24 protein-coding genes are annotated in these 23,910 nt (G+C 66.7%); 8 read left to right on the top strand and 16 right to left on the bottom strand.

Annotated features, from left to right (window positions below; translation table 11 throughout):
* The first annotated feature begins 7 nt into the window (after window positions 1-7).
* From ACO1BU_RS07655 to ACO1BU_RS07640, 4 genes are all read left to right on the top strand, one after another.
* Window positions 8-895, top strand: a complete 888-nt coding sequence (locus ACO1BU_RS07655; protein WP_424135321.1) for a cation diffusion facilitator family transporter — start codon at window positions 8-10, stop codon at window positions 893-895.
* Between the two features lie 10 nt (window positions 896-905).
* Window positions 906-1,826 (top strand): energy transducer TonB, encoded by a 921-nt coding sequence (locus ACO1BU_RS07650; protein ID WP_424135320.1) that lies wholly within the window; start codon window positions 906-908, stop codon window positions 1,824-1,826.
* 8 nt (window positions 1,827-1,834) lie between these two features.
* Entirely contained in the window at window positions 1,835-2,380 is a 546-nt protein-coding gene (locus ACO1BU_RS07645) for a cob(I)yrinic acid a,c-diamide adenosyltransferase (RefSeq protein ID WP_424135319.1), read from the top strand.
* 109 nt (window positions 2,381-2,489) lie between these two features.
* Window positions 2,490-3,110, top strand: coding sequence for a hypothetical protein (locus tag ACO1BU_RS07640; protein WP_424135318.1), 621 nt, complete (start codon window positions 2,490-2,492; stop codon window positions 3,108-3,110).
* A 504-nt stretch (window positions 3,111-3,614) separates the two neighbouring features.
* Here ACO1BU_RS07640 and ACO1BU_RS07635 read toward each other — a convergent pair.
* The 3 genes from ACO1BU_RS07635 to ACO1BU_RS07625 all read right to left on the bottom strand — a co-directional run bounded on the left by ACO1BU_RS07635 (window position 3,615) and on the right by ACO1BU_RS07625 (window position 5,592).
* Window positions 3,615-4,409, bottom strand: a complete 795-nt coding sequence (locus ACO1BU_RS07635) for an alpha/beta fold hydrolase (RefSeq protein WP_424135317.1) — start codon at window positions 4,407-4,409, stop codon at window positions 3,615-3,617.
* Between the two features lie 77 nt (window positions 4,410-4,486).
* A complete protein-coding gene (locus ACO1BU_RS07630; RefSeq protein ID WP_424135316.1) occupies window positions 4,487-5,266 on the bottom strand; it encodes an SDR family oxidoreductase in 780 nt (259 codons plus the stop codon).
* A complete protein-coding gene (locus ACO1BU_RS07625) occupies window positions 5,263-5,592 on the bottom strand; it encodes a nuclear transport factor 2 family protein (RefSeq protein WP_424135315.1) in 330 nt (109 codons plus the stop codon). The genes ACO1BU_RS07630 and ACO1BU_RS07625 overlap by 4 nt, the downstream gene beginning before the upstream one ends.
* Between ACO1BU_RS07625 and ACO1BU_RS07620 the strand changes: the two genes are divergently transcribed.
* On the top strand, window positions 5,567-6,634 hold the full coding sequence (locus ACO1BU_RS07620) for a LysR family transcriptional regulator (protein WP_424135314.1): 1,068 nt from the start codon (window positions 5,567-5,569) through the stop codon (window positions 6,632-6,634). The two genes, ACO1BU_RS07625 and ACO1BU_RS07620, sit on opposite strands and share 26 nt — an antisense overlap.
* Window positions 6,635-6,937: 303 nt before the next feature.
* Here ACO1BU_RS07620 and ACO1BU_RS07615 read toward each other — a convergent pair whose 3' ends face one another.
* The 10 genes from ACO1BU_RS07615 to pstS form a co-directional block, all read right to left on the bottom strand.
* Window positions 6,938-8,161, bottom strand: a complete 1,224-nt coding sequence (locus ACO1BU_RS07615; RefSeq protein ID WP_424135313.1) for an MFS transporter — start codon at window positions 8,159-8,161, stop codon at window positions 6,938-6,940.
* The gene (locus tag ACO1BU_RS07610; protein ID WP_424135312.1) at window positions 8,158-9,612 is read right to left on the bottom strand and encodes an NAD(P)-binding domain-containing protein; all 1,455 of its coding nucleotides are present in this window, start codon (window positions 9,610-9,612) and stop codon (window positions 8,158-8,160) included. The genes ACO1BU_RS07615 and ACO1BU_RS07610 overlap by 4 nt, the downstream gene beginning before the upstream one ends.
* Before the next feature lie 59 nt (window positions 9,613-9,671).
* Window positions 9,672-10,094: a PadR family transcriptional regulator gene (locus ACO1BU_RS07605; RefSeq protein WP_424135311.1), complete on the bottom strand. Its 423-nt coding sequence runs from the start codon at window positions 10,092-10,094 to the stop codon at window positions 9,672-9,674.
* 110 nt (window positions 10,095-10,204) lie between these two features.
* Window positions 10,205-11,383: a winged helix-turn-helix domain-containing protein gene (locus ACO1BU_RS07600; protein WP_424135310.1), complete on the bottom strand. Its 1,179-nt coding sequence runs from the start codon at window positions 11,381-11,383 to the stop codon at window positions 10,205-10,207.
* Between the two features lie 158 nt (window positions 11,384-11,541).
* Window positions 11,542-12,258 carry a phosphate regulon transcriptional regulator PhoB gene (phoB, locus tag ACO1BU_RS07595; protein WP_424135309.1) on the bottom strand — a complete coding sequence of 239 codons (717 nt, stop codon included), beginning with the start codon at window positions 12,256-12,258 and terminating at the stop codon, window positions 11,542-11,544.
* The gene (gene phoU, locus ACO1BU_RS07590) at window positions 12,255-12,980 is read right to left on the bottom strand and encodes a phosphate signaling complex protein PhoU (RefSeq protein ID WP_424135308.1); all 726 of its coding nucleotides are present in this window, start codon (window positions 12,978-12,980) and stop codon (window positions 12,255-12,257) included. Before phoU ends, phoB begins: the two co-directional genes overlap by 4 nt.
* A 17-nt stretch (window positions 12,981-12,997) precedes the next feature.
* Window positions 12,998-13,780, bottom strand: a complete 783-nt coding sequence (gene pstB, locus ACO1BU_RS07585; protein ID WP_424135527.1) for a phosphate ABC transporter ATP-binding protein PstB — start codon at window positions 13,778-13,780, stop codon at window positions 12,998-13,000.
* Between the two features lie 122 nt (window positions 13,781-13,902).
* Window positions 13,903-14,799, bottom strand: a complete 897-nt coding sequence (pstA, locus tag ACO1BU_RS07580; RefSeq protein WP_424135307.1) for a phosphate ABC transporter permease PstA — start codon at window positions 14,797-14,799, stop codon at window positions 13,903-13,905.
* Between the two features lie 18 nt (window positions 14,800-14,817).
* Window positions 14,818-15,792 carry a phosphate ABC transporter permease subunit PstC gene (gene pstC, locus ACO1BU_RS07575; RefSeq protein WP_424135306.1) on the bottom strand — a complete coding sequence of 325 codons (975 nt, stop codon included), beginning with the start codon at window positions 15,790-15,792 and terminating at the stop codon, window positions 14,818-14,820.
* A gap of 67 nt (window positions 15,793-15,859) precedes the next feature.
* Window positions 15,860-16,915: a phosphate ABC transporter substrate-binding protein PstS gene (gene pstS, locus ACO1BU_RS07570; RefSeq protein ID WP_424135305.1), complete on the bottom strand. Its 1,056-nt coding sequence runs from the start codon at window positions 16,913-16,915 to the stop codon at window positions 15,860-15,862.
* 388 nt (window positions 16,916-17,303) lie between these two features.
* On the opposite strand from pstS, the gene ACO1BU_RS07565 reads away from it, so the two are divergent.
* The 3 genes from ACO1BU_RS07565 (at window position 17,304) to ACO1BU_RS07555 (ending at window position 19,495) form a co-directional block, all read left to right on the top strand.
* Window positions 17,304-17,657: an ArsR/SmtB family transcription factor gene (locus tag ACO1BU_RS07565; protein WP_424135304.1), complete on the top strand. Its 354-nt coding sequence runs from the start codon at window positions 17,304-17,306 to the stop codon at window positions 17,655-17,657.
* Window positions 17,654-18,082 (top strand): arsenate reductase (glutaredoxin), encoded by a 429-nt coding sequence (arsC, locus tag ACO1BU_RS07560; RefSeq protein ID WP_424135303.1) that lies wholly within the window; start codon window positions 17,654-17,656, stop codon window positions 18,080-18,082. The genes ACO1BU_RS07565 and arsC overlap by 4 nt, the downstream gene beginning before the upstream one ends.
* 99 nt (window positions 18,083-18,181) lie before the next feature.
* Window positions 18,182-19,495, top strand: coding sequence for an arsenic transporter (locus ACO1BU_RS07555; RefSeq protein ID WP_424135302.1), 1,314 nt, complete (start codon window positions 18,182-18,184; stop codon window positions 19,493-19,495).
* A gap of 159 nt (window positions 19,496-19,654) precedes the next feature.
* On the opposite strand, the gene ACO1BU_RS07550 is transcribed toward ACO1BU_RS07555, so the two are convergent.
* From ACO1BU_RS07550 to ACO1BU_RS07540, 3 genes are all read right to left on the bottom strand, one after another.
* A complete protein-coding gene (locus ACO1BU_RS07550) occupies window positions 19,655-20,698 on the bottom strand; it encodes an SDR family oxidoreductase (RefSeq protein ID WP_424135301.1) in 1,044 nt (347 codons plus the stop codon).
* Between the two features lie 180 nt (window positions 20,699-20,878).
* Window positions 20,879-22,765, bottom strand: a complete 1,887-nt coding sequence (locus ACO1BU_RS07545; RefSeq protein ID WP_424135300.1) for a TRAP transporter large permease — start codon at window positions 22,763-22,765, stop codon at window positions 20,879-20,881.
* On the bottom strand, window positions 22,762-23,778 hold the full coding sequence (locus ACO1BU_RS07540) for a TRAP transporter substrate-binding protein (protein WP_424135299.1): 1,017 nt from the start codon (window positions 23,776-23,778) through the stop codon (window positions 22,762-22,764). The genes ACO1BU_RS07545 and ACO1BU_RS07540 overlap by 4 nt, the downstream gene beginning before the upstream one ends.
* Between the last annotated feature and the right edge of the window lie 132 nt (window positions 23,779-23,910).

The raw sequence follows: 23,910 nt of genomic DNA, 5'->3' as shown, positions 1-23,910 counted from the left end.
GGGCCGGATGAGCCCGACTGAACGCACCGCCTGGACTAGCCTTGGCGTTGGCCTGTCCGTGCTCGCCCTCAAGGGGGCGGCATGGTGGCTGACGGGCAGCACGGCTCTCTTTGCCGATATGCTGGAGACGGTGGTGAATGTCGCCGCCGCCTCCGCTGCCCTGGCTGCCGTCCGCTACTCCGCCATGCCGGCGGACGAGAACCACCCCTATGGCCATGCCAAGGTCGAGTATTTCTCGGCGGTGCTGGAGGGGACGCTGATCCTCGTCGCCGCCTCCATGATTCTGCAGGAGGTGTATCAGGCTTGGTTCCGGCTGCGCGTGCCGGACCAGCCGGTTTTGGGCCTGGCCCTCTCGGCCGCCGCTACGGTGATAAATGGCATCTGGGCCACCGTCCTGCGAAGGCGGGGGAAACGGCTCAGTTCGCCCGCGCTGGTCGCGGATTCACATTATCTTATGTCGGATGTCGTGACTTCCGCGGGCGTCATCATCGGCGTCGGGTTGGTCACGGTCACCGGCCTGCTCTGGCTTGATCCGCTGCTGGCCGGGGTCTCGGCGGTGATGATTCTCTTCTCCGGCGCGCGGCTGCTGCGGGAGAGCGTTGGCGGGCTGATGGACGAGGCCGTGAGACCTGAGGAACTGTCGCAGATCCGCAACCTGGTCTCGTCCGAGGCTGCGGGAGCCATCGAGGCGCATGACCTCCGCACCCGCCGCGCCGGGCGTATCACCTTCGTCGAGTTCCACCTGGTCGTTCCCGGTGCCATGCCGGTGTCGGAGGCGCATGAGATCTGCGACCGGATCGAGGCGGCACTGAAGGAGGAGCTCGGGAACGCCGTCATCAGCATCCATGTGGAGCCGGAAGGAAAGGCGAAGCACAGCGGGGTGCTGGTGCTGTGACGCACGACCCTTGAGCGGCGCGGCCTGGTCCTTTGCGCCAACGGCCAGCCCGGCCTGGCGGGTCCGGCCGCACCGGGTACGGCGCGAAACCTGGCCCCGCTGGGCGGCGGCCGTGTTGCATGGGGCGGCCCTGGCCGCCCTTATTCTTGGCCTGCCGCGGGAAACCCCGCCGGAGCCAAAGATTATCGAGGGCACGCCACTCGTCTGGGAGGGACCGGTCGGGGCCGCGGAGGGCGCGCCGGAACTGTCGCCGGACCTGCCCGCCGAGGCTGCGGATGGGCCCATGCCGCAACCTGATCCCCCGGCTTCCAACGAACTCGCCTCACCCGCGCCGCCTGCTTTGCCGCCAGCCCCGGCCGAGGCACCCGCACCACAGGCACCGCCGGCCGCACCCCTGCCGCCGACAACGGCGCCTGCTTCGCCGGCGCCCCCCGCCCAGCCTTCGGCTGTGCCTGCCCTGCATCGTCCGGCCCCGGAGCCGGCCCCCCGCGCGGCCGCGCCTGCTCCGCCGCCCCGGACCGCTGAACTGCCGCCCCTGCCCATGCCGCCGCCGGCCGCCCCACCTCCAGCGCCACCCATTCGGATGGCGGAGGCACCCGCCCCCATAGGCGGCATCAGGCTAGGGGCCGGCCTCGGCGGCAGCCCCGGCGAAAGCCGCAGTGTCGGCGCCCCTCAGCCGGGTTGCCAGGACGTGATCGGATATCCCTATGAGGAACGGACGCGCGGCATCACCGGGGCGGTGGGGTTGCGGCTGCGCGTCTCGGATGACGGGCGGGTGGTGGCGGCGCGGGTGATGGAATCCAGCGGCGTCGCCGCGCTGGACGAGGCGGCGCAGCGTGGCATCCGACGCTGCCGCTTCGTGCCCGCCCTGCGGGATGGCGTGCCGGTCTGGGGCAACCGGGACTACCGCGTCGTGTTCCGGATGGAATAGGGAAGCCCATGGTCAAGTTGGACGTGATTACCACCCGTGGCGGCGATACCGGGCAGACCTCGCTCGGCGACGGCAAGCGCGTGCCGAAGGATGCACCGCGCATCGAAGCATTGGGCACCGTGGATGAGGCGAATGCCGCGATCGGTCTCCTGCGCCTGCATACGGCGCAGGAGGAGGATGCGATGCTCGCGCGCATCCAGAACGACCTGTTCGACCTTGGCGCCGATCTGTCGGTGCCGGGTGGGGAAGGGGGGCTTCGGATTTCAGCCGCGCAGTGCCTGCGGTTGGAGCAGGAACTGGCGGCGATGAATGCCGAGCTTCCGCCACTCCGCTCCTTCGTTCTGCCTGGCGGCACGCCCGCTGCGGCACATGCCCATCTGGCGCGCACCCTGGTGCGGCGGGCGGAGCGCGCGGCGGTGACACTTGCCGCTGCGGAGGCGGTGAACAGCGATGTGGTGCGCTACCTCAATCGCTTGTCGGACCATCTTTTCGTCCTCGCCCGCAGCCTGAACATGGGCCAGGATCCGCTCTGGCAACCCGGGGAGAATCGCTGAGACCCGGTAACCTATCGCCTCGGGTAGATGAGGTGGATCCGATCGCGATCGCTTGAATTCGTTTCGGAGGGCGGTAGAACATTCCGATGTAGAATCGGGATTAGCAGACTTGCCCATCACGAAACTCTCCTTTGACGCGGGGACGATCGCCTATGTCGTTCGCTTCAAGGCCTCTCATTCCGAGGCGGCGACGGAGGCCGGTGGCCACAGCGACTGCATTCTCTCGACCGGCGCACCGGTTGGGTATTTTGGGGAATTCGCCTTTTTCAGCGGGAAGGGCTTTGTCTCCACCTTCTCCGGCTTCGCGGGCAGCCGGCCGCATTACGTCAACATCGCGAATGCGCGCGCCACGCCCTGCATCTCCACCGTCTTGATCATGCAGGTGGGCCCGACGCGGGCCAAGGCCTTCCGCGATGCCTGGATTTCCATGCGGGCCAAGGCCGACGGCTTCGGCCTGGTGGGCAACAACTGCTCCACCCATGCCTCGCGCGCCTGCTATGCCGCAGGTGTCATCCGTTCGCCGGAGGTCAGCGGCACGGACACGCCGAGCAATCTGTATGATCAGATCGTCGGTGCCGGCCTGGCCCCCTGGCGTTCCATCAGCGGCTATCTCGGCTTTGCCCCACGCTCCAAGGGCACGGATGAGATGTTGATGGATTTCGATGTGACCATGGACGCACTCGGCATCGCTACGGTCGGCGGCCCCAGCGCCAAGATGGCCTTCCGCTGACGAGCGGCCCGGCCGCACCCGCCCTTTGGTGATTTGTGCGGTTTGAGGCGGGGCACTCCGTCTCAAATGAATCCCTGATCTGGGCCGTGGTCCGGCCCTCAGAAGATGAACCCTCCGAACATGTAGAAGAGGGCGGCCATCGATGCTGAATCGCCTGATATGGGGGCTATCACCTCCTCATGGCCTGGTACCAACCGCCCTGGCCAATGACCGGTCCCGTCCCGTCAATTTCCACCCAACAAGGTCCGGTTCTGGACAGGAAGCGGTCATTCATCCGGCACAGCAGGATCGGCGGCTTCGCGCCCAAGTCGGCCATCTGCAGGAGATGGTCGCCCTCCCGAGACCGGACGTCGCTGTTAGGACGGTGTACATCGGGAATGGGCTGGAGAGTGGACGGAATGCTGGGCACTATAGGTGGCTCTCAGCACCGGAAGCAGCCAATTGCGGCGCCTGCACGAGAGCTAGGTAGCCACAGTCCAAGCTGTGGCCACCGTGGTCCGGAACTCAATCTGCTGCGACCATGTCGAGCCTCTGCGCCGCTGCATCGATGGTGTCCGAGACGACGACCGGCTGCGTCATGAACACAGCGTGGCTTGCGGCGATTTCAGTCACCGTGGCGCCCATCCTCTTGGCCATGTGCCGAAGCATCGCCAGGTCGAAGGCTTTGTCCTCAGTCGCGATCACCGCCCAGCTAGGCTTCGAACGCCAGGCGGCGTTCTCCAGCCTGGTACCGAACGCCGACATGTTGATCGGGACCTGCGAGTCCCGCAGGAAGGCGGCATCGGCATCGGGGGCATCGTGTGCGAACCCGGCCTTGAAGGTATCGGGCTTGATGAAGCCGTATCCATCGGGACGGGTGTTGATGACGAAGTCGGGGGTAGGCGCGAAGCCTTCATACAGCTGGGAGGTCGTCTCACCCGCATCCGGTGACAGGGCCGATACGTAGACCAGCCCGGCGACGTTGGGGTGCACGCCGGCCTCGGTGATCACCGTGCCGCCCCACGAGTGGCCGACGAGGATGGTTGGCCCAGGCTGCAGGTCGAGCACACGGCGGGTCGCTGCGACGTCGTCCGCAAGCGACGTCAGGGGGTTCTGGACAATAGTGACCTTGTAGCCCCGTGCCGTCAGGACGTCATGGACCCCGCGCCAGCCGGAACCATCGGCGAAGGCGCCGTGCACCAGCACCACGTTGTGAACCGCGCGTGGCGATGCAGGCTGGCTCTGTGCCTGAACGGCCGACGCCGTGGAAAGAGCTGACGCCGCGGCAGCGGCAAGACTCCTCCTCCTGATCAAGTTCATGGTGATCTCCTCGATGCTCGTGATGTCGGGTGGAAGGTCGGGGATCGGACGCGCCCTGTATTGCGCGCACCGGCTTCTCACGCGGTGGGAACAGTGCCCCCGTCGATCACATGCTCCGTCCCGGTGATGGAGGTCGCTCGATCCGAAGCAAGGAAGGCGATCAGGTCCGCGACCTCTTGCGGCGCAGCCGGTCGTCCCAGCGGTATGCCGCCGAGCGACTTCATGATCACCTGTATCGCGTCGGCGTAGTCGATGCCGGCTTCCCTGGCGATGCGGAGGGCCAGGCCATTGGAGTCTGGGCTGGCGATCCAGCCGGGAGAGACCCGTACCACCCGCACGCCCTTCGGAGAGACCTCCTTGGAGATGCTCTTGCTGTAGGTGTTGAGGGCGGCCTTGGCCGAAGCGTAGCCGGTCGTCGCCTCCGGGAGCGGCAGGCGGTTCTGGATCGAGGTGACGTGGATGACGACGCCGCTTCCCTGAGCCACCATGCCGGGGATCAGAGCACGATCGAGGCGGACCGCCGGGAAGAAGTTCAGGTTGAACTCCTTCTGCCATTCCGCCTCCGTCAACGCTGCAAAGCCGCCCGCAGGTGCGGAAGAGCCGCCCAGCATGTTGACGAGGATATCGAGCCCGCCGAGTTCGCGATGCACCGCTTCGACGACGGCCTGCACCCCGGCCTCGGTGGTCAGGTCGGCTTCGACGAAGGCACCGGCCGAGAAGGCCGCCGGCTTCGTGCGCGCGGTGGTCAGCACACGGGCACCGAGCGCCTGGAAGAGAGCCACGGTTGCGGCGCCGGCACCGAGAGTACCGCCGGTGATGAGGGCCCGACGCCCCTGCAGGGTGACGAACGGGGTCATACGGTGATCTCCAGCTCGGCGATCTTGTCGCCCGCAAGGAGGAAGAGGAAACGCAGATCGACCGGGCTTCCCGGGAAGTCGCCGACGACGTGAGCCGTCACCTGGGTCTTCCCGTTCTCGGTAGCGATGAGGAAGGGGTTCATCGTGTAGCTGTACTGCTGGGCGGCCTCAGCCATCCAACTGCGGATGGCATCACGGCCCCTGTGGGTCTTGCCCTTGTCCTTTACGATGCCGCTCTCCGTGAAAGCGGCAGCGACAGCTTCGGGGCCGCCATCTCGGTCAGCGTCGAAATAGGCTTGGATGCCTCTCGGCAGTTGGACAGTCATTCTTGTTTTCCAGGTTGTCCGGCAGCCCTGCCGGCTGCGGGCACGACCCTCTGCGGGGCCAACGGGGACTGATCTAAGCCTGGACGATTGCTGCGATAATCAGGATAAAAGTGAACGTGGAGTTTCGAAAAGATGGATTATGGCCCGGTCTTTTCTTGCTGATCTGGATGCGGTCCTCAGCATCGCCCGACAGAGCTCGTTTCGGGCGGCGGCGCTCGAACTCGGCATGTCAACGACGGCCTTGAGCAACGCCATCGCCAAGCTTGAGGAGCGCCTGGGGATCCGCCTCTTCAACCGGACAACGCGGAGCGTTTCCCTGACCGATGCGGGAAGGGCCTTTGTCGAGCGGGTCGGGCCGGCGATGACGGACATCCACGACGCCATGCTGGCCGCGCAGTCACTCCAGGAGACACCCACGGGGACCTTGCGCATCAATACCTTTGCATCGGCGGCGCGGGAGGTGATGACCCCCCTCGTCTTGTCGTTCCTGCGGCGCTACCCGCAGGTGCATATCGACCTCGTCACGGAGGGGCGCCTCGTCGACATCGTCGCCGCTGGCTTCGACATGGGCTTGAGGCCGGCGGACCTTGTGCCAAGCGACATGATCGCCGTTTCGCTCGGGTTACCGCGCCGGCACGCGGTCGTCGCCTCGCCGGAATTCCTCCGTACACACGGCCGTCCCGTCGTTCCGGGCGATCTTTACCGGTTCCGCTGTATCCGGGCGCGTCTTCCGAACAACGCCTTGTTCCGATGGCGTTTCGAGAAGGAGGGTAATGCCGTGCAGATCGACGTTCAGGGGTCCATCACCCTCGACGAACCGAGCCTGGTCCGGATTGCCGCGCTGGATGGCATCGGACTTGGGTACGTGATGGAGGCGGATGTTCGCGAGGACCTCTCGGTGGGCCGGCTGGTGTCCGTGCTCGATGACTGGACGCCACCATTGGCGCCGCTCTCGCTCTATTACCCGGGCAGGAAGAACCCCCCCGCCGCGTTCCGTGCCTTCCTTGAGGCCGCGAGAGAGTTCGCAACCGCCAAGGGTTAGCCCTCATGCAGCGATACGCGTAATCGCCAGTAGCGGTCATTGCACCTCCGACGAGCCAATGGCTGCTTTGAGTCGGGATCCCCCAGGATGCCATTTAGGGCAACGTCCGCTCCCCTCTGGACGCGGCTCGAAAGCGGACGTTCCGCTTTCGGCCAGACCACGCCATCAAGCCTGCGCCCAAAGCGGCCGCAACTGCGTCCGCTCGTGAGCGGTGGAGCGGTCATCCAACCAGGGCAGTTGATATAAGCGCCCGCAGGAGGCTGCGCCGGCTCACTCTATGGTCCGGCCGTCGCCGCTGCGTGGTCAGCGGGCAGGGCGCTGGCGTGCGCTTGGCAGGAGAATGATGACGAGCAGGATGTTCAGGACCGCGCCCCCAAACAGGACGGTGAGCGTCGTCGTCGGGCCGAACCTGTCCAGCAGCCAGGCACCGATGGCGGGTGACGCCGCCTGCGCCACGAGTGTCGGCATGGCGATACGGCCCATCAGAATCGCGTAGCCTTCCCGGCCAAACAGCGCCAAGGGAACCGTTCCCCGTGCGATCGAGCGGATACCGCTACCGGCGCCGTAAAGAATGATGCCGGCCGCGGCGGCGGTGACATCGCCCACAAGCATGCCGAGGCCGGCTGCCACCAGAATGGTGGAGGCCAGAAGGCTCCAGATCGGATGCGCCTTCCGGCCGAAGACCATCTCCAGCACCCGCGCACCGACCTGGCTGGGCCCGATCAGGGCGCCGAGCGCGACCGCAGCGGTCAGCGCAACCCCGCGCGATTGCAGCAGGGTGAGCAGGTGGACGGACACCACGGTCATGACGACGGATGCCAAGGTGAAACCGGCGGCAAGCAGGATGAAGGCGAAACGGTGCTCGGGTCGCACCTGGCCCGCCGGAGCCATGGCGCCGGTGGGCACTTCCGGCTCTCGCCGCGCCTCGCGGGGAACACCAGCCAGGTAAAGCGGCAGTACGACAATAAGGTGGATGGCGGCGTAAGTCAGGCAGGTACCGCGCCAGCCGAGCTGGTCGACCAAGAGGGCGCTGAGGGGCCAGCAGACCGTGCTCGCGAAGCCGCCGAAAAGGGTGACATGGGTGATGGCGCTGCGGGCGTCCTCACCATAAAGACGGCCCAGCGCCGAGAAGGCGGGATCGTAGAGCCCGGTCCCCATGCCCAGGCCCATGACGGCCCAGGCCGCCACGAAGACCGGAAGATTGGGCGCAAGGCCGAGCATGATCAGGCCGAGCGCCAGCAGCACGGCGCTTGCTGCCAGGACCGGGCGCCCGCCATGGCGGTCGATCAGATGGCCGATGCGCGGTGAGGCCAGCCCCGAGACCAGCATCCCAACCGAGAGGGCCCCCATGATCCATGACAGGGACCAGCCGGTATCGGCCGCGACGGGGCCGGCGAGAACAGCCAGCAGATAGTAGGACGAGCCCCAGGCGAGGATCTGGGCCACGCCAATCGCGGAGACGACCAACGGCCGCGAGGGGCGGGCGGGGGCGGCCGCCGGGATGTCCTCCAGCACCAGCTGGTTCATTTCGCTGGCTCGGGCTGGACGGTGTCGCGCTCGGCCGTGGCGCCGCAGCAGGGCGCTTCCTTTGCCAGTTCCGGCTTTGGCGGGCAGCAGATGCCCTGCGGCGTTTCCGTCCCGCAGCAGGCGTTTGCATCGGGCGTGTCTGGGAGCGTGCGGCTGGCGCTGCACACGCCGGTCTGCGGCAGGTCGAGTTCCACCCGGCGTGCCGCCTCGATATCTCCCGCGAGGAAGGCGGCAATGGAGCGCACCTGCTCGTAGCCGGTTGCCAACAGGAAAGTCGGGGCGCGTCCGTAGGAAGCCATCCCGGCAAGGAACAGGCCCGTGTCCGGCTGTGCCAATTCCTCGGCGCCATGCGGGCGGACCGTGCCGCAGGAATGCAGGTTCGGGTCGATGAGCGGCGCCAGGATGCGCGGGCAGTCGAGGGCGGGATCGAGGTCCAGCCGCACCTCGCTCAGGATTCGGAGATCGGGCCGCAGGCCGGTCGCCACCACCATTTCATCGGTCTCCACCACCCGACCCTCCAGGCTCAGCACCTGCAGGCATCCATCGGCACCGCGCCGGATTTCGTCCACGGAGAACGGGGCCAGCAGCTCGACCTTGCCGGTTCCGACCAGGTGCCGCAGCCGCTGGCCAAGCGCGCCGCGCTGCGGAAGCTGGTCCGCCGCGCCGCCGCCATAAGTCCGCGTCAGGTCCGCGCTGCGCGCCGCCCAGAGGACGGACGTTCCCGGCGCCCGCTCGGTGAGTAAGGCGAGGTCGATCAGGGTGCCAATGGCCGAGTGGCCTGAGCCGACGACAAGGACCCGCCGTCCGGCGTATCGGCTCCGCTCCGGACCGAGGACATCGGGCATGCCGTAGCGGATCTGGCCGGCCGCCTCGCGCTCTCCGATGGCCGGCAGGCCGGAGGAACCGGCAGGGCTGGGGTTGCCCCAGCTGCCCGAGGCGACGATGACCGCGCGGGCCAGCTGGCGCCCCGCCTTCCCCTCTGCGGTTTCGAAGCGCACCTCGAAGGCCTGTTGCTCGCGCCCGGCGTCCCGGACCTTGCCTGTGTGGAACCGGGCAATGCCGGTGACCCGCGTATTGAGGCGCAGGCACCCGGCGATCTCCGGCAGGGCGGCGAGTGGCGCGAGGTAGCGGTGGACGAGGTCACGGCCAGCCGGGAACGCCTCCGGGTCGGGCGCCGTCCACCCGTGGCGCTCCAGTAGGGAGCGCGCGGCCTTGTCGATATTGTAACGCCAGGGCGAGAACATGTGCACATGACCCCAGGCCAGCGGGGCCGCCCCAACCGATGATTCAGCCTCAAGGACAAGGGGCACCAGCCCGCGCTCAAGGAGATGCGCTGCGGCGGCGAGGCCGACCGGGCCACCACCGATGACGACCACCGGCAGCGAGGAAAGCTTGCCCTGACCGGTGGGCTGCGCCGCCGGGCTCCGGCTCTTTGTGCAGCACGAGCTCATGTCGCCTCCTCCGTTCCAGCTAGATACCTAGCTGGGCGATGTATCCTGGCAAAGGGATCTCAGCACGAGCAGTTGCCCTCCTTGCCCGCGCGAATCTCGGCCGTGCGGCCGGTCTCCAGCAAGGCGCTGGTCGCGTCCATCCAGGCCGCCAAGCCAACCCGGAAGGCTTCGCGCCCCTTCGCGGTCAGCGTATAGACCTTCCGCTCGCGGCCGGAGACGACCTGGGTGTCCGAGGTCAGATAGCCCCCCTGCTCGAACTCGCGGAGTGTCGGGTAGAGGGCTCCTTCCGAGGGCGAGCAGCAGCCATTCGTGGTGCGCTCCACCGCGCGGGCGATGTCGTAGCCATGCGCCGGGCCATCATGCAGGACCTGCAGGACGAAGAAGCGGCTCAAGGCCATCTTGATCGTCCCCGCCCAATAGGCGCGGTCCGTGAAGTCCGGGGAGGGGCGGGGAACCGCGGTGATGGTCGACTTCGGCGACATGTCGAGAGCCTATGCCTCGGTGGGCGATGCGTCAAACCGACTGCGGCGGTGCTGCTCGGCCTTTTCCCTCGAAGAGTCTGCCGGTCCGAGGTCGGCTCCCGATCAGGAGATTACCTGGCGTCCTGGCTGTTCGGTCCGGAGTGGCAAATGCTCCCACTGTGTCGGTGTGCAACCTGCGTGGTGTCGCCCGACGGAGTTGCCCGGTACGCGGAACCATACCGCTTTTCAGCAGTGGTGATCCGGAACGGAGAGCCGCATTCCTCCAGCATCTTGTTCAGGCGCCTCGCACTGCGCCTGAGGATCGCAGGGCCGGAGGAACCTTGAGTGTAGCGGCAGATCTTCAGGAGATCCGCCTCCTGAACTTCGCCCCCCTCACGGCACATCAGGGCAGCGACGAAATCGAAGTCGCGCGGCGTGCCGATATAGAGCCTGCTTGACGGAAACTGGAGAACCCGGTTGGCCGCATCGACGAGACCGAAAAGGGTGATGACGATGCCGTCCTGCGAGCCGTCCGGCTTCTCCAGCTCCTCTTGCCTCCAATCCGCAGGGAGGAAGGCACCCTCGGCCTGCGCAACGGCGGACCAGGAAGCTGATCCGGTTCCATGTGCCTTGGGCAAGGCTGTGCTCGCACAATCATCTTCGGAAGCGGCGAGAGATGGCCATGCCCAGTCAGCCAGCCAGTAACCGGCGCCCGGCTTGGACTGAACCAGACCCGGAAGGCCCGCGGCCCTGAGTTGCGAGCGAAGTTGGCTCATATGAGCCCTCACGCTGGCGACGCGGTCCGTGCAAAAATGCAACCCTAAGTGGCCCGCGATGGCTTCCTTACGAAGGGCTTGAGGAGAATGCCGGGCCAGCAGTTCGAGAATGGCGAAAGCGCTCGGCGTCAGTTCACTTCGCCTTCCCGCACCTTGGATCGAGCAATCCCGCCGGAATAGCAGCACCGGGCGCCTTGAGCCTGTTCCGGCTGCCGTGTGGAAGGGGGACTCGATGGAAGGCGTGACCCAGGCGACGAGCCGGTAGCCACGGCGCGGCTCTGTGACAATCAGTTCCGGGAGGCCTGCCGCGCGGAGCTGGGTCCTGAGCGAGCTCACATGCATCCGGCTGGCCGCGAGGCGGTCGATGCAAGAGAACAGCCGGAGATGCCTGGCGATCTCCTCCTTGCTGACCGTCTGTGGAAAGCGTTGGGCCATCAGCAACAGCAGGGCGAAAGCACTCTCGCCCAAGCTTACTCGCGCGCCATCAAACTCCACGCTGCGATCGCGCCGGGAGAGGACCATCTGGTGGTCCAAGCCATTCCTGGCACACCCTGGTTCCGGGGCGAATGCCGGATTGCCCTTCAACCTGTCCTTCCGTCTCCCGGGGTGTCAGCTATTGCGGCATGGCCGGGCTGCCAGACGTGGTGCTTTGCGGAGGCAACCGGCCATTTTCCGAAGCCGCAAAGGCGGCGTCAGCCTTCCACATCCAGCGAATAACCTGCGCTGCGGACAGTGCGGATCACGTCGGTTTCGCCATCCCCATTCACCGCCTTGCGGAGGCGACGGATATGCACGTCCACCGTCCGCAGCTCCACATGGATGTCGCGCCCCCAGACTGCGTCGAGAAGCTGCTCGCGCGAGAAAACGCGGCCGGGATGTTGAAGGAAGAACTCCAGCAGACGGTACTCGGTCGGGCCGAGATGGAGCGGTCGGCCGGCGCGCGTAACGCGATGCGCGTCCTGGTCCATGACGATGTCTTGCCAGGTGAGCGCGCCCTTCGTGGTGGGGCCGACGGAGCGACGCATCACGGCGCGGATGCGGGCCAGCAGCGCCTCGATGGTAAAGGGCTTGCCGATATGGTCGTCAGCACCGGTGTCGAGGGCGCGGACCGCGTCCGCCTCCTCGGTGCGGGCGGTGACCATGATGATCGGCAGATCACGCGTCTCCGCGCGGCGGCGAAGCTGGCGGCAGACCTCCAGCCCGGACATGGCAGGCAGCATCCAGTCCAGCAGCATCAGGTCGGGCTTGTTCTCGGCGACGCGGATCAGCGCCTCCGGCCCGTCCGTCGCCTCTTCCACCCGGAAGCCCTGCTTTTCCAGATTGTAGCGCAGAAGAGTGAGCAGCGGGGCCTCGTCCTCCACCACCAGAATGGTGGGGCGCTGGCCCTCGGGAAGCGTCATGGCCCTCATGCGCCGAGCACTTGCGGTGGAGGCAGATCGGTCGAGACGTCGGCCTTGGGCCGGTCCTCGGGCAGCACGGCGCCGCGAACGGCGTAATGCACGGTTTCCGCGATGTTGGTCGCGTGATCGCCGATGCGCTCGAAGTTCTTGGCGATGAAGAGCATGTGGGTAGCCGCGGTGATATTCCGCGGATCCTCCATCATATGGGTCAGCATCTCCCGGAAGATGCCGGTGTAGATGTCGTCCACCGGGGCGTCGGCAGCCCAGACGCGCTCCGCCAAGTCGGCATCATCCTTCACGAAGGCATCGATGCTGTCCTTCAGGTTGCGCTGGACCAGCTGCGCCATCCACTGGAAACCGTTGACCCCGCCAAGGAAAGGCTGGCCGGAGATGATAATGGCGCGCTTGGCGACGTTACGGGCGTAGTCGCCGATGCGCTCGATATCCTGGCTGATCTTCAGCGCGGCGACGATGAAGCGCAGGTCGCTCGCCATGGGCTGGCGCAGGGCGAGGAGCCGGACGCAGAAGGCGTCCACCTCGCGTTCCAGCGCATCGATCGGGGCATCGCGACCGACCACCTCTCCGGCCATTTCCGTGTCGCGACGGACTAGGGCATAGGCGGAATCCGCCACTTGCCGTTCAGCAAGGCCACCCATGCGGGCGATCAGCTCGCGCAGGCGCTTGAGCTCCTCCTCATAGGATTTCACGATACGCTCCGTTGGACGATCCATGATGACTTGCTCCCGGCTCAGCCGAAACGGCCGGTGATGTATTCCTGGGTGCGGGGATGCCGCGGTGCCGTGAAGAGCTGCGCCGCGGGCGCCACCTCCACCAACTCTCCCAGATAGAAGAAGGCCACCTGATCCGCGCAGCGGGCGGCCTGCTGCATGTTGTGGGTCACGATGGCGATGGTGAAATCCTGCTTCAGCTCGTCGATCAGCTCCTCGATCTTGAGGGTGCTGATAGGATCGAGCGCCGAGGTCGGCTCGTCGAACAGGATCACGTCCGGCCGCACGGCGATGGTGCGGGCAATACAGAGCCGCTGCTGCTGACCGCCGGACAGGCCCATGGCGGAGCTGTGCAGCCGGTCCTTCACCTCGTTCCAGATCGCCGCCCGGGTCAGGGCCCACTCGATACGCTCGTCCGTCTGCGCGCGAGAGAGCTTCTCGTGCAGGCGGATGCCGAACGCCACGTTCTCGTAGATCGTCATGGGGAAGGGCGTGGGCTTCTGGAAGACCATGCCGATCTTCGCCCGAAGCGCGTTCAGGTCGAGGTCAGTGTCCAGGATGTTCTGCCCATCCAGCATGACCTCGCCTTCGGCTCGCTGGCCGGGATAGAGGCTGTACATGCGGTTCAGTACGCGCAGCAGGGTGGACTTGCCGCAGCCGGAAGGACCGATCATGCCGGTCACCTGCCGATCCGGCAGATCGAGCGTGATGCCCTTCAGGGCCTTGTTGGCGCCGTAGAAGAATTCGAGGTTGCGGATCGCGATACGGGCCGGGTTCATGAGGGCGGAGGACCGCGCCGTCATGCCGCCGAAGGATGCGCCGTGGGTGGTGTCCTGGGCTGCCCCGCGGGCAACCACGGCGTCGGTGGCGCCAGGGATGGCAGCCGAGGACGATGGAGCGCTGCTACCGCTCATTGAGGCATATCCTACTGCTTGGGGGCGCGCAGGACGGCCCGCGCGATAATGTTGAGGGCCAGGACGCCGACTGTGATGACCAGGGCGCCGGTCCAGGCGAGGGCGATCCAGTCCTCATAGGGCGACGCGGCGAAGGAGTAGATGGCGATCGGCAGGCTGGGATAGGGCACGGACAGGTTGATGTTCCAGCCATTATTGCCCAGCGAGGTGAAGAGCAGAGGCGCCGTCTCACCTGCCACGCGGGCGATGGCCAGCAGGACGCCGGTCGTGATGCCCGACGCGGCAGCGCGCCAGCCGACAAGCGTGATCATCTTCCATTTCGGGGCCCCGAGCCCGATCACCGCTTCGCGGAGGGTGTCCGGAAGAAGGCGCAGCATATCTTCGGTCGTCCGCACCACGATTGGGATGACGATGATGGCGAGGGCCACGGATCCGGCCCAGCCGGAGAAGCCACCGAACGGAACCACCAGGATCTGGTAGACGAAAAGGCCGATGAGAATGGAGGGCGCCGAGAGCAGGATATCGGAGACGAAGCGCACCGCGCCGCCCATGGCAGACCCGCGAGCGTACTCCGCCAGGTAGGTGCCGACCAGCAGGCCGATCGGCGTGCCAATGGCGGTGCCGATGGCGACCTGGATGAGGCTGCCGACGATGGCGTTCAGAAGGCCGCCATTCGAGCCGGGGGGCAGGGTGACCTCCGTGAAGATCCGTGGGCTCAGAGCCTCAATGCCCCGGGCCAGCAGGGTAAGGATGATGGAGATCAGGAAGGCGACCGCGACGGCCGTCGCGATGATGCAGAGCGTCTGGACGATCTGGTCAGTCCGGCGGCGGCGTTTTCCGAGCTTCGCGGCAGTCTCGGGGTCACGCTTGACGCGATGAACGGACTCGTCAGCGGCTGGGGCAGACATGGTCGTGCTCATGATCGGTCAGGCCTTCAGCCGGGAGCGGAGCAGCCAGCGGGAGGTCGCCAGCACCAGGAAGGAGATGACGAACAGGATGAAGCCCAGGCCCAGAAGGGCTGACAGCTTGAGGCTCCCGAGTTGGCTTTCGCCGAATTCCAGGGCCACCACGGAGGCAATCGTATTGCCGGGGCCGAACAGGGAGGGCGCGATCCGGTTGGCGTTGCCGATGACGAAGGTGACGGCCATCGTCTCGCCCAGGGCGCGGCCAAGGCCGAGCATGATGCCGCCCACCACGGAAACCCGTGTGTAAGGAAGCACGACCTTGCGCATCACCTCCCACCGTGTGGCCCCGAGGCCGTAGGCGCTTTCCTTGAAGACGCCCGGCACCTGCAGGAAGACGTCCCGCATCGTCGCGGCGATGAAGGGCAGGATCATGATCGCGAGGATGAAGGCCGCCGTGAAGAGACCGGTGCCGAAGGGCGGGCCCTGGAAGAGGTCGCCGATGATGGGCAACTCGCCCACCGTGTCGATGACGGTGGGCTGCACATAGGCTGCCATCAGCGGGACGATGATAAAGAAGCCCCACATGCCGAAGATGATCGACGGGACGGCGGCAAGCAGCTCGACGGCTGTGCCCAGTGGGCGCCGGAGCCATTCGGGGGCCAGTTCAGTCAGGAAGAAGGCAACGCCGAATGCGAGTGGCAAGGCCAGGATGATGGCCAGCACGGCGGTCAGGATCGTGCCGTAGATCGATACGCCCGCTCCGAACACCTCCTGGACGGGATCCCAGTCGGTACCCCAGATGAAGGATAGGCCGAAATGCTGGAAAGCGGGCCAGCCGCCGATCAGCAAGCCGATGATGATGCCGCCCAGGAGCAGAAGGACAAGAATGCCCGCGCCCTGGCAGAGGGCCGCGAACAACACGTCACCGAAGGCGCCGGAGGCCTTCCGGGTGGGCCGGGCCGGGGTGGCGGTTGGCTGGATTACGGCATCGGACACGGCTGTCTCCAGGAGAGAACGGGCGGCGGAGAACCGCCGCCCGCAAGTCGGTATTCAGGCGATCAGGTCAGCCGCCGGTCCAGACAGGCTGACCGTTAACCTTGATCTCGCGCGCCCAGGCGTTCCGGACGGCGTCCTTCACTGCGGCCGGAAGCGGGATGTACTCCAGGTCCCTCGCCAGCTGGTCCCCGTTCTTGTAGGCCCAGTCGAAGAACCGCAGGACATTGCGGGCCTTGTCCGCGTCGGTCGGGTTCTTCGGAACGATGATGAAGGTCGGGGAGACGATTGGCCAGGACTGGGCGCCCTGGGTGTCGACCAGGTTCGCCGCGAAGTCCGGCGCGGTCCAGTCAGCATTCTCGGCCGCCGCGATGAAGCTGGCCTGGGTCGGCTGGACGAAGGAGCCGGCCTTGTTGCGGATCTGCGTGGACACCAGGTGGTTCTGGGTCGCGTAGGCGTTCTCGACATAGCCGATGGCGCCGCGGACGTTGCGGACGGTGCCGGCAACACCCTCGTTGCCACGGGCGCCGGTGCCGGCAGGGAAGCGGACGGAAGTGCCGATGCCGACCTTCTGCTTCCACTCCGGGCTGACGGCCGACAGGTAGGAAACCCACACATAGGTCGTGCCGGAGCCATCGGCGCGGTACACCGGCGCGATCGCCGTGGAGGGCAGGCGCAGGCCGGGGTTCAGCTCGACGATGCGGGGGTCATTCCACTTCGTGACCTTGCCCAGATAGATGTCCGCGAGCAGCTCGCCCGTCAGCTTCATCTGGTTATCGGCCACACCCTCGATGTTCACGATGGCAACCAGCGAGCCCATCACGGTCGGGAACTGCAGCAGGTTGTTCTCGCGGAGCACATCGGTGGACATCGGGGCGTCGGAGGCGCCGAAATCGACCGTGCGGTTGCGGATCTGGGCCTGGCCGGCGCCCGAGCCCACGGACTGGTAGTTGAGGGCGATATTGGCGCCGGAACGGGCGGCCTCGGCCCACTTCTGGTAGATCGGGTTCGGGAACGTCGCACCGGCGCCCGTGATCTGGGCCTGCTGGGCGAAGGCCGAACGGCCGCTCAGCAGGCTGGCCCCGATTAGGGGGGCGGCCGTGAGCAGAAGGCTGCGTCGATTCACCGTGTGGTCTCCGTAGGCATGTTTAGGTCCGGGCATGCGCTCCTGACGGGGCGCCCCGCGGCCGAGCCGGAACCTAAGGGGGTCTCCGCGACGGCAAGATTTCAAATCGATGAAAGAAATATGACAGGCAGTGGTTTCACCTGGGCGAGCACCCTAAGCCGCCATGCGGCCGGCGCGAGCGATGCCAGATTCAGCCCTGTGGTGCTCAATGGGCCAAGGCAGGCTGTCGGCCCGTGGCCGATTTTTCGTGTGCTAAGTTCATGTGCTGCCTGCGGTTGCCTTGCAGCACAGTTGTTACACAAGCTTCTTCAACCTTCTCCTGGAGGAGGGGCGAATACGAGCCCGCCCTGTCCCTTGACCAAGGCGTAATATCCACCATACTCGATTTATGGAAAGCAAAGACGCCCTGCTTTGCCTGAGCGCCCTCTCCCAGGAAACACGCCTGGAGACCTTCCGGCTGCTGGTCCGTCACGAGCCGGACGGGCTGGCGGCCGGCGAGATCGCCCGGCAGTTGGATGTCCCGCAGAACACGATGTCCACGCATCTGGGCATTCTGACGCGCGCCGGGCTCCTGCGACCGGAGAGGCAGAGTCGCTCCATCGTCTATCGCGCCGAGTTGGACCGGCTGCGGGAAGTGGCGGTGTTCCTGGTCAAGGATTGCTGCGGCGGCCGCGCCGAAGTCTGCCAACCCCTGGTCGCCGACCTGCTGCCCTGCTGTCCGCCCGAGAAGGCCGCCCCATGACGACAGACGTCATCATCTACCACAACCCCGACTGCGGAACCTCGCGCAATACGCTGGCGATGATCCGGAATGCCGGGATCGAGCCCCACGTCATCGAGTACTTGAAGACGCCCCCGTCGCGCGGCCTGCTGATGCAGCTTATCGGCCGGGCGGGACTGACACCCCGCGGTGTGCTGCGGCAGAAGGGCACACCCTATGCGGAGCTCGGCCTGGATGACCCGGCGCTCACGGATGATGAACTCATCGATGCCATGCTGAAGCATCCCATCCTCATCAACCGTCCGCTGGTGGTGACGGAACGTGGCGTCAGGCTTTGCCGCCCGTCTGAGGTGGTTCTCGACATCCTGCCGCTGGCGCAACGCGGCCCCTTCACCAAGGAGGATGGCCAGGCCGTTATCGACCCCGAGGGCCGGCGTGTGACCTGACGCGCCCGGAGCGCCAATTTTCTTCACGTCGAGACGTATCGCTCTGCCGCTCTGGGCGGCGGCCGGCGTATCGCGTCCACTCAGCGAGAACACGCCGTCATGCTGGCCCTGGCCATTTTCCTCGTCACCCTCGTCCTCGTCATCTGGCAGCCGCGCGGACTCGGTATTGGCTGGAGCGCCATGGGCGGCGCGCTTCTCGCCCTGCTGACAGGGGTGATCGGCTGGGCCGACGTGCCCGTCGTCTGGGGAATCGTCTGGGACGCCACTTTCACCTTCGTGGCCCTTATCATCATCTCGCTGCTGTTGGACGAGGCGGGATTTTTTCAGTGGGCCGCCCTGCACGTGGCCCGCTGGGGTGGGGGACACGGCCGCCGGCTCTTTCCGCTGGTCGTCATGCTTGGAGCTGTCATCGCGGCCTTCTTCGCCAATGATGGCGCGGCGCTGCTGCTCACGCCTATCGTCATGGCGATCCTGCTACGACTAAACTTCACGCCGGCCGCGACCCTGGCCTTTATCGTGGCCACCGGCTTCGTGGCGGACACGACCAGCCTGCCCCTGGTGATCTCCAACCTCGTCAACATTGTTTCTGCTAACTACTTCGGCATCGGCTTCGACCGCTACGCGGCGGTGATGGTGCCGGTAAATCTGGCGTCCCTTGCGGCCACGCTTGGCGTCCTTTGGGCCTATTACGGGCGCGAAGTTCCGGTCAGCTATCCGCTCGAACAACTGGTGGCGCCGTCCTCGGCCATTCGCGACCACCTCATCTTCCGTGCGGCCTTCCCGTTGCTGGCGGTGTTGCTCCTGGCCTATTTCGTCCTCGCGCCTCTGGGCGTGCCCGTCGCGGCGGTCACCGGTGCGGCCGCCCTGCTCATGCTCGTGCTGGCCGGGCGCTGGCATCGGGGAGGGGAAGGGGCCGTGGTCGCCGTCCGGAAGGTGCTCGGCGAGGCGCCGTGGCAGATCGTCGTCTTCTCCCTGGGCATGTACCTGGTGGTCTATGGGCTGCGGAACGCCGGTCTTACGGACCATCTTGCCCAGGCGCTGACCTGGCTGGCCGGGCACGGGCCATGGGCCGCGACGATCGGCACTGGCTTCGGGGCCGCGCTGCTCTCCTCCGCGATGAACAACATGCCCGGCGTGCTTGTCGGCGCCCTGGCGATCGAGCAGGCGCAAGGTATCCCGCCGGCCATCCGGGAACTGATGATCTATGCCAATGTGATCGGCTGCGACCTTGGCCCGAAATTCACCCCGATCGGCAGCCTTGCGACCCTCCTCTGGCTGCACGTCCTCGCCCGCAAGGGCACGACGATCACCTGGGGGCAGTACATGAAGGTCGGCTTGGCCATCACGCCGCCAGTCCTCCTGGTGGTGCTCGCTGCCCTGGCGGTCTGGCTGCCCCTGCTCGGCACGCCGTGATGGTTCAGCGGCAATACCGCCTCCGGCCCTGAGTTGCCGGTGCTCTGTGGCGCTGCAAGTTCCGCATCGAACGCAGAGCTCCGCCGGCCGGCACCAACAGTGCCGTGCGCACCGGCCCTTTCCGTGCTCCTCCGTCAGTCCAGATGTTGAGGTCGTTGCCTAGCGGTGCGGGTTGTCCCGGGATGGCCGGATCGCCGCCACCACTGGAGCAGCCAGCGCCGTGACCCCCAATATCCCCAGCGCGGTGACGCCGAGCGTCGCCAGCTTCCGGGCCCGGCTGGTGACGAATTCGTGGCGCGCGGGCTTCACCCGATCGGTGAACGGCCCGTCCACGCCCGGGTCATGCGTGCCTGGATCGAACAGGTTGCCGGCCGGGTTCGGCGGCGGGCCTGCTTCCAACTGCGCTTCCCACATCCGGGCCGCGTACCGGTCGGCCAGGCCCGGGGCCAGAGCCTGTGCTGCCACCATCTCCAAGGTGGAGCGGCCGACCCAGATCTCCCGTTGCGGATCTCGCACAGCGGAGAGGACGGCGTTGGCACAGAGCCGCGGGTCGAAGACTGGGTCGGGCGGCTGCTGAGCATGGCCGGTGTGATTGCGGGTGTGCCGGAACTGCGGCGTGTTCACGGCTGGCAGGTAGAGCACCGTCAGGCTGACTTCCGTGCGGTCATGGAGCAGTTCGGTCCGCAGACTGTCCGTGAAGGCCTGCGCCGCAGCCTTGGCCGCACAATAGGCAGATTGCAGCGGTGCGGCCCGGACCCCGATGCCCGAGGAGATCTGCACAATGGCGCCCCGGTTGCGCGGTCGCATGTGGCGCAGCGCCGCCAGCGTGCCGAAGACCAGCCCGTGATAGGTCACATCCGTCACGCGCCGGAATTCCTGCGGCGAGATGTCGCGGGCGGGCGCCACCACGGTGACCATGGCGTTGTTCACCCATGCCTCGATGGGGCCCAGTTCCCGCTCGATCCGGTCAGCGGCAGCATTCACGGCCTCGGCATCGGCCATGTCCACGCGGATGGCCAGCACGCGGGCGCCCAGGGCCTTCAGCTCGGCTTCCGTGGAGCGCAGCCGCTCCTCGCCACGCGCCAGGACGGCGACGGACCAGCCCTCCCGCGCGAAGGCCTGCGCGGTGGCCCGGCCGATGCCCATGGTGCCGCCTGTCACCACCGCCACCTTGTCCCGTGACGCCAAAGCCGTTCCGGTCATTCGAAACCCCTGCCCATCCGGTGCGGATAAGCAGGGGAGGGGCCTGGAGGTCACGGCATGAAGGGGGTCACACTCCGGCGAGGATGGCACCCGATGCCATGGCCGCGCGGCGTGGCACCGGCCGGGCCGGCTTCACGACGGCCGGTAGGACAGGGGCTGGTTGGGGTGGCCGCGTCCCCGTCAGAGAAACCCGATCGAGAGCCACGGTACCGCGGCAACGATGAGCAGTCCGGCCAGCAGCGCGGCCATGTAGCCCCAAATATGCCGCAAGCCTTCATTCGGATCGACGCGGCCGATCGCGCAGGCGGTGTAGTAGCCGATGCCGAAGGGCGGCGCGAAAAGGCCGAGCCCCATCGCGAGGATCGTCACCATCGCATAATGCACCTCATGAATGCCGAGCTGGTGCGCGATGGGAAAGAGCAGGGGCGCGAAGAGCACCATGGCCGGAATCCCCTCCAGCACGCTGCCCAGGATGATGAAGGCGATAATGGAGACGATCATGAAGGCGATTGCCCCGCCGGGCAGCGCCGCCATGGCGCGCGCGAGGTCGGCGGAGAAGCCGGACTGGGTGAGCGACCAGGCCATGGCCGTCGCGGCGCCGATGATCAGGAGGATGGCGCCCGAAAGGCTGGCCGTGTCGACCAGCATCGGCCCCAGCCGCCGGACATTGAAGCGGCGGTAGAGCAGCAGTCCGGCCAGCGCCGCATAGACGATGCCGATGGTCGAGACCTCGGTGGTGGTCGCGACGCCTTCCACCACCGCGGCGCGGATGATGAAGGGAAGGGCGAGCGCCGGGAGCGCGATGGCGAAGGTCCGTGCGATCTCGCGCCAAGAGGCGCGGCGCACGCCGGACACGTCCTCATGCCGGTAGCGGCGGCGCACGACGAGGCAGAGCATCACGCCCAGGACCACGGCCGGCAGGATGCCGCCGGTGAAGAGGGCGGCGATGGAGACGCCGGTGACCGAGCCGATGGTGATCAGCACCAGGCTCGGCGGCACGGTTTCGGTTTGCGCGCCTGTGGCGGAAAGCAGTGCGACAAGGTCGCCGGGATCGGAGCCGCGCCCCTTCATCTCCGGAAAAAGGGCTGGCGCGACGGCCGCCATATCCGCCGCCTTGGCCCCCGAGATGCCGGAAACGACATACATCGCGCCGATCAGCACGTAGGAGAGCCCGCCGCGTACCGAGCCGAGCAGCGAGGCCAGGAAGGCCACCATGGCCTGCGCCATGCCGGTCATCTCGATCAGCAGGCCGAGGAAGACGAAGAGCGGCACGGCCAGGAGGACGAGATGGCTCATCCCTTCCTCCATCCGCCCCACCATGACGAAGATGGGAAGATCGGTGGACAGGCCGAGATAGGCCAGGGTGCAGATGCCGAAGGCAAAGGCGATGGGCACGCCCGACAGCACGGCGAGCGCCACGCCGGCCACCAGAAAGATCAGCAGGTTCAGATTGCCAAGCGGTGGGAAGACGGGGGCCAGCGCCGTGAGGCCGTAGACCAGTGCCGCAGTCAGAGCGAGGCCCAGCGCGGAGCGCCACAGGCTCTCGGCGCGCGCCAGGCGGCACAGCGCGATAAAGGCCATCAGCCCCATGCCCGTGGGCAGCGCCGCGGCGCGCCAGGTATTGGCGATACCGAGCGCCGGCGTCGTGATGAACGCCTCCTCCTCGGCATATTCGATGGCGGTCGGAAGCAGGATCAGCAGGAAGGCCAGCGGAACGGTGATCGCCAGCACCTCCATCATGCTGCGGAGGCCGGGATTGGCCTGCGCCAGCAGCGCCGTCATCCGCATATGCGCGCCGCGCTGGAAGGCGATGACCGCCCCCAGCATCGCCAGCCACATGAAGAGGATGACGGCCAGTTCGTCAGCCCAGATGAGCGGCGTGTGCAGCACGTAGCGCGCGATCACGCCCGAGAGGAGCAGCAGGATCTCGGCCGTGACCAGCGCCGAGGCCGCCACCGCCACGGCGCCGCCAACCATGGCCTCGACCCTGCGGACCATCGTGCGGAGGAGTCCTTCGGCCCCTGTCATGGAGCCTGGCGCCACGGCGGCGGAAAAGGCCTCGTTCATGCCAGCCCGCCGACCGCGCCCTCCAGCAGGCCCCATGCCTGGTTGCCGAACTTTTCCTTCCACTCCTTGTAGAAGCCGGCCTGCTGGAGCTTGGCGCGGAAGACGGCGGGCTCCGGATTATTGAAGATCACGCCGCGCTGCTTAAGCTGCCCTTCCAGCGACTGGTTCAGGGCCGCGACATCCTCGCGCTGCTTCATCGCGGCCGCGTTCAGGATCCTCTCGACGGTGCCACGCAGGTCAGCCGGCATGGCGCTAAGGGCGCGGCGATTGGCGATCAGCCAGAAGCCATCCCACATGTGGTTCGTCATGGCGCAGTATTTCTGCACCTCGTAAAGCTTCGCCGTCTCCACCACCGCCAGCGGGTTCTCCTGCCCATCCACGATGCGTGTCTGCAGCGCCGAATAGGTCTCGGCGAAGTTGATCGAGGTGGGGGCGGCGCCGAAGGCGCTGAACAGCGAGGTCCAGAGCGGGCTCACGGGCACGCGGATCTTAAAATTCGCGAGGTCGGCCGGCGTGTTGATCGGCCGGGTGGAGGAGGTGATCTGGCGGAAGCCGTTGTCCCAGATCTTCTCGAACATGATCAGCCCGGCCTTGCCCACCTCGCCCCGGATATGGGCGCCGAGTTCGCCATCCATCGCCTTCCAGACCGTCGGGTAGTCCGTAAAGGCGAAGCCGATGCCGTTGATGGAGGTGGCAGGCACCAGGGTGGAGAGAATGAGGCCCGAGATGGTCATCATCTGCACGGCACCGGAGCGCACCTGGCTCAGTACATCCGTGTCGGAGCCGAGCTGGTTGTTTGGGAAGACGCGCAGTTCGACCCGGCCGCCGGTTTCCTTGCCGATAGCCTCCGCCGCCTCGCGCAGCCTCACATTCAGCGGGTGTGTGATGGGCAGGTTGTTGGAGAGGCGCAGCGTCACATCCGCCGCCTGGGCCCGGCCAATGGCGAAGAGAGGCAGGGCGCCCGCTGCCGCGCCCACCAGGCTGCGGCGGCCAAAGCCGGTGGTGATGCTCATGCGACGTTCCCGTTTCCCTCGTTTCAGTGCGCCCTTGATAGGCGGCCGGCTGCTGCCCCAGCTTGGGTGTCCGGCTTGACTGAAAGCTACGCAAATCAGGACGGAACGTAAACCTTCCGGCATCTGATGCCG

Origin of the sequence: Roseomonas chloroacetimidivorans, from assembly GCF_049629625.1 — a bacterium.
GTDB classification, from domain to species: domain Bacteria; phylum Pseudomonadota; class Alphaproteobacteria; order Acetobacterales; family Acetobacteraceae; genus Roseomonas; species Roseomonas chloroacetimidivorans.
Note: the sequence above shows the minus strand (reverse complement) of the source record. Positions and strands in the feature narration are given on the sequence as shown.

Excerpts from the sequence above, each read along its gene's own strand:
- ACO1BU_RS07635 (WP_424135317.1), bottom strand. The coding sequence starts at position 4,409 with ATGAACTTGATCAGGAGGAGGAGTCTTGCCGCTGCCGCGGCGTCAGCT.
- ACO1BU_RS07550 (WP_424135301.1), bottom strand. The coding sequence starts at position 20,698 with ATGACCGGAACGGCTTTGGCGTCACGGGACAAGGTGGCGGTGGTGACA.
- ACO1BU_RS07540 (WP_424135299.1), bottom strand. The coding sequence starts at position 23,778 with ATGAGCATCACCACCGGCTTTGGCCGCCGCAGCCTGGTGGGCGCGGCA.
- ACO1BU_RS07555 (WP_424135302.1), top strand. The coding sequence starts at position 18,182 with ATGCTGGCCCTGGCCATTTTCCTCGTCACCCTCGTCCTCGTCATCTGG.
- ACO1BU_RS07625 (WP_424135315.1), bottom strand. The coding sequence starts at position 5,592 with ATGACTGTCCAACTGCCGAGAGGCATCCAAGCCTATTTCGACGCTGAC.
- phoU (WP_424135308.1), bottom strand. The coding sequence starts at position 12,980 with ATGGATCGTCCAACGGAGCGTATCGTGAAATCCTATGAGGAGGAGCTC.
- ACO1BU_RS07545 (WP_424135300.1), bottom strand. The coding sequence starts at position 22,765 with ATGAACGAGGCCTTTTCCGCCGCCGTGGCGCCAGGCTCCATGACAGGG.
- phoB (WP_424135309.1), bottom strand. The coding sequence starts at position 12,258 with ATGAGGGCCATGACGCTTCCCGAGGGCCAGCGCCCCACCATTCTGGTG.
- ACO1BU_RS07605 (WP_424135311.1), bottom strand. The coding sequence starts at position 10,094 with ATGTCGCCGAAGTCGACCATCACCGCGGTTCCCCGCCCCTCCCCGGAC.
- ACO1BU_RS07655 (WP_424135321.1), top strand. The coding sequence starts at position 8 with ATGAGCCCGACTGAACGCACCGCCTGGACTAGCCTTGGCGTTGGCCTG.
- ACO1BU_RS07615 (WP_424135313.1), bottom strand. The coding sequence starts at position 8,161 with ATGAACCAGCTGGTGCTGGAGGACATCCCGGCGGCCGCCCCCGCCCGC.
- ACO1BU_RS07630 (WP_424135316.1), bottom strand. The coding sequence starts at position 5,266 with ATGACCCCGTTCGTCACCCTGCAGGGGCGTCGGGCCCTCATCACCGGC.
- pstB (WP_424135527.1), bottom strand. The coding sequence starts at position 13,780 with ATGACGGCGCGGTCCTCCGCCCTCATGAACCCGGCCCGTATCGCGATC.
- ACO1BU_RS07565 (WP_424135304.1), top strand. The coding sequence starts at position 17,304 with ATGGAAAGCAAAGACGCCCTGCTTTGCCTGAGCGCCCTCTCCCAGGAA.
- ACO1BU_RS07645 (WP_424135319.1), top strand. The coding sequence starts at position 1,835 with ATGGTCAAGTTGGACGTGATTACCACCCGTGGCGGCGATACCGGGCAG.
- arsC (WP_424135303.1), top strand. The coding sequence starts at position 17,654 with ATGACGACAGACGTCATCATCTACCACAACCCCGACTGCGGAACCTCG.
- ACO1BU_RS07610 (WP_424135312.1), bottom strand. The coding sequence starts at position 9,612 with ATGAGCTCGTGCTGCACAAAGAGCCGGAGCCCGGCGGCGCAGCCCACC.
- ACO1BU_RS07620 (WP_424135314.1), top strand. The coding sequence starts at position 5,567 with ATGCCTCTCGGCAGTTGGACAGTCATTCTTGTTTTCCAGGTTGTCCGG.
- pstA (WP_424135307.1), bottom strand. The coding sequence starts at position 14,799 with ATGTCTGCCCCAGCCGCTGACGAGTCCGTTCATCGCGTCAAGCGTGAC.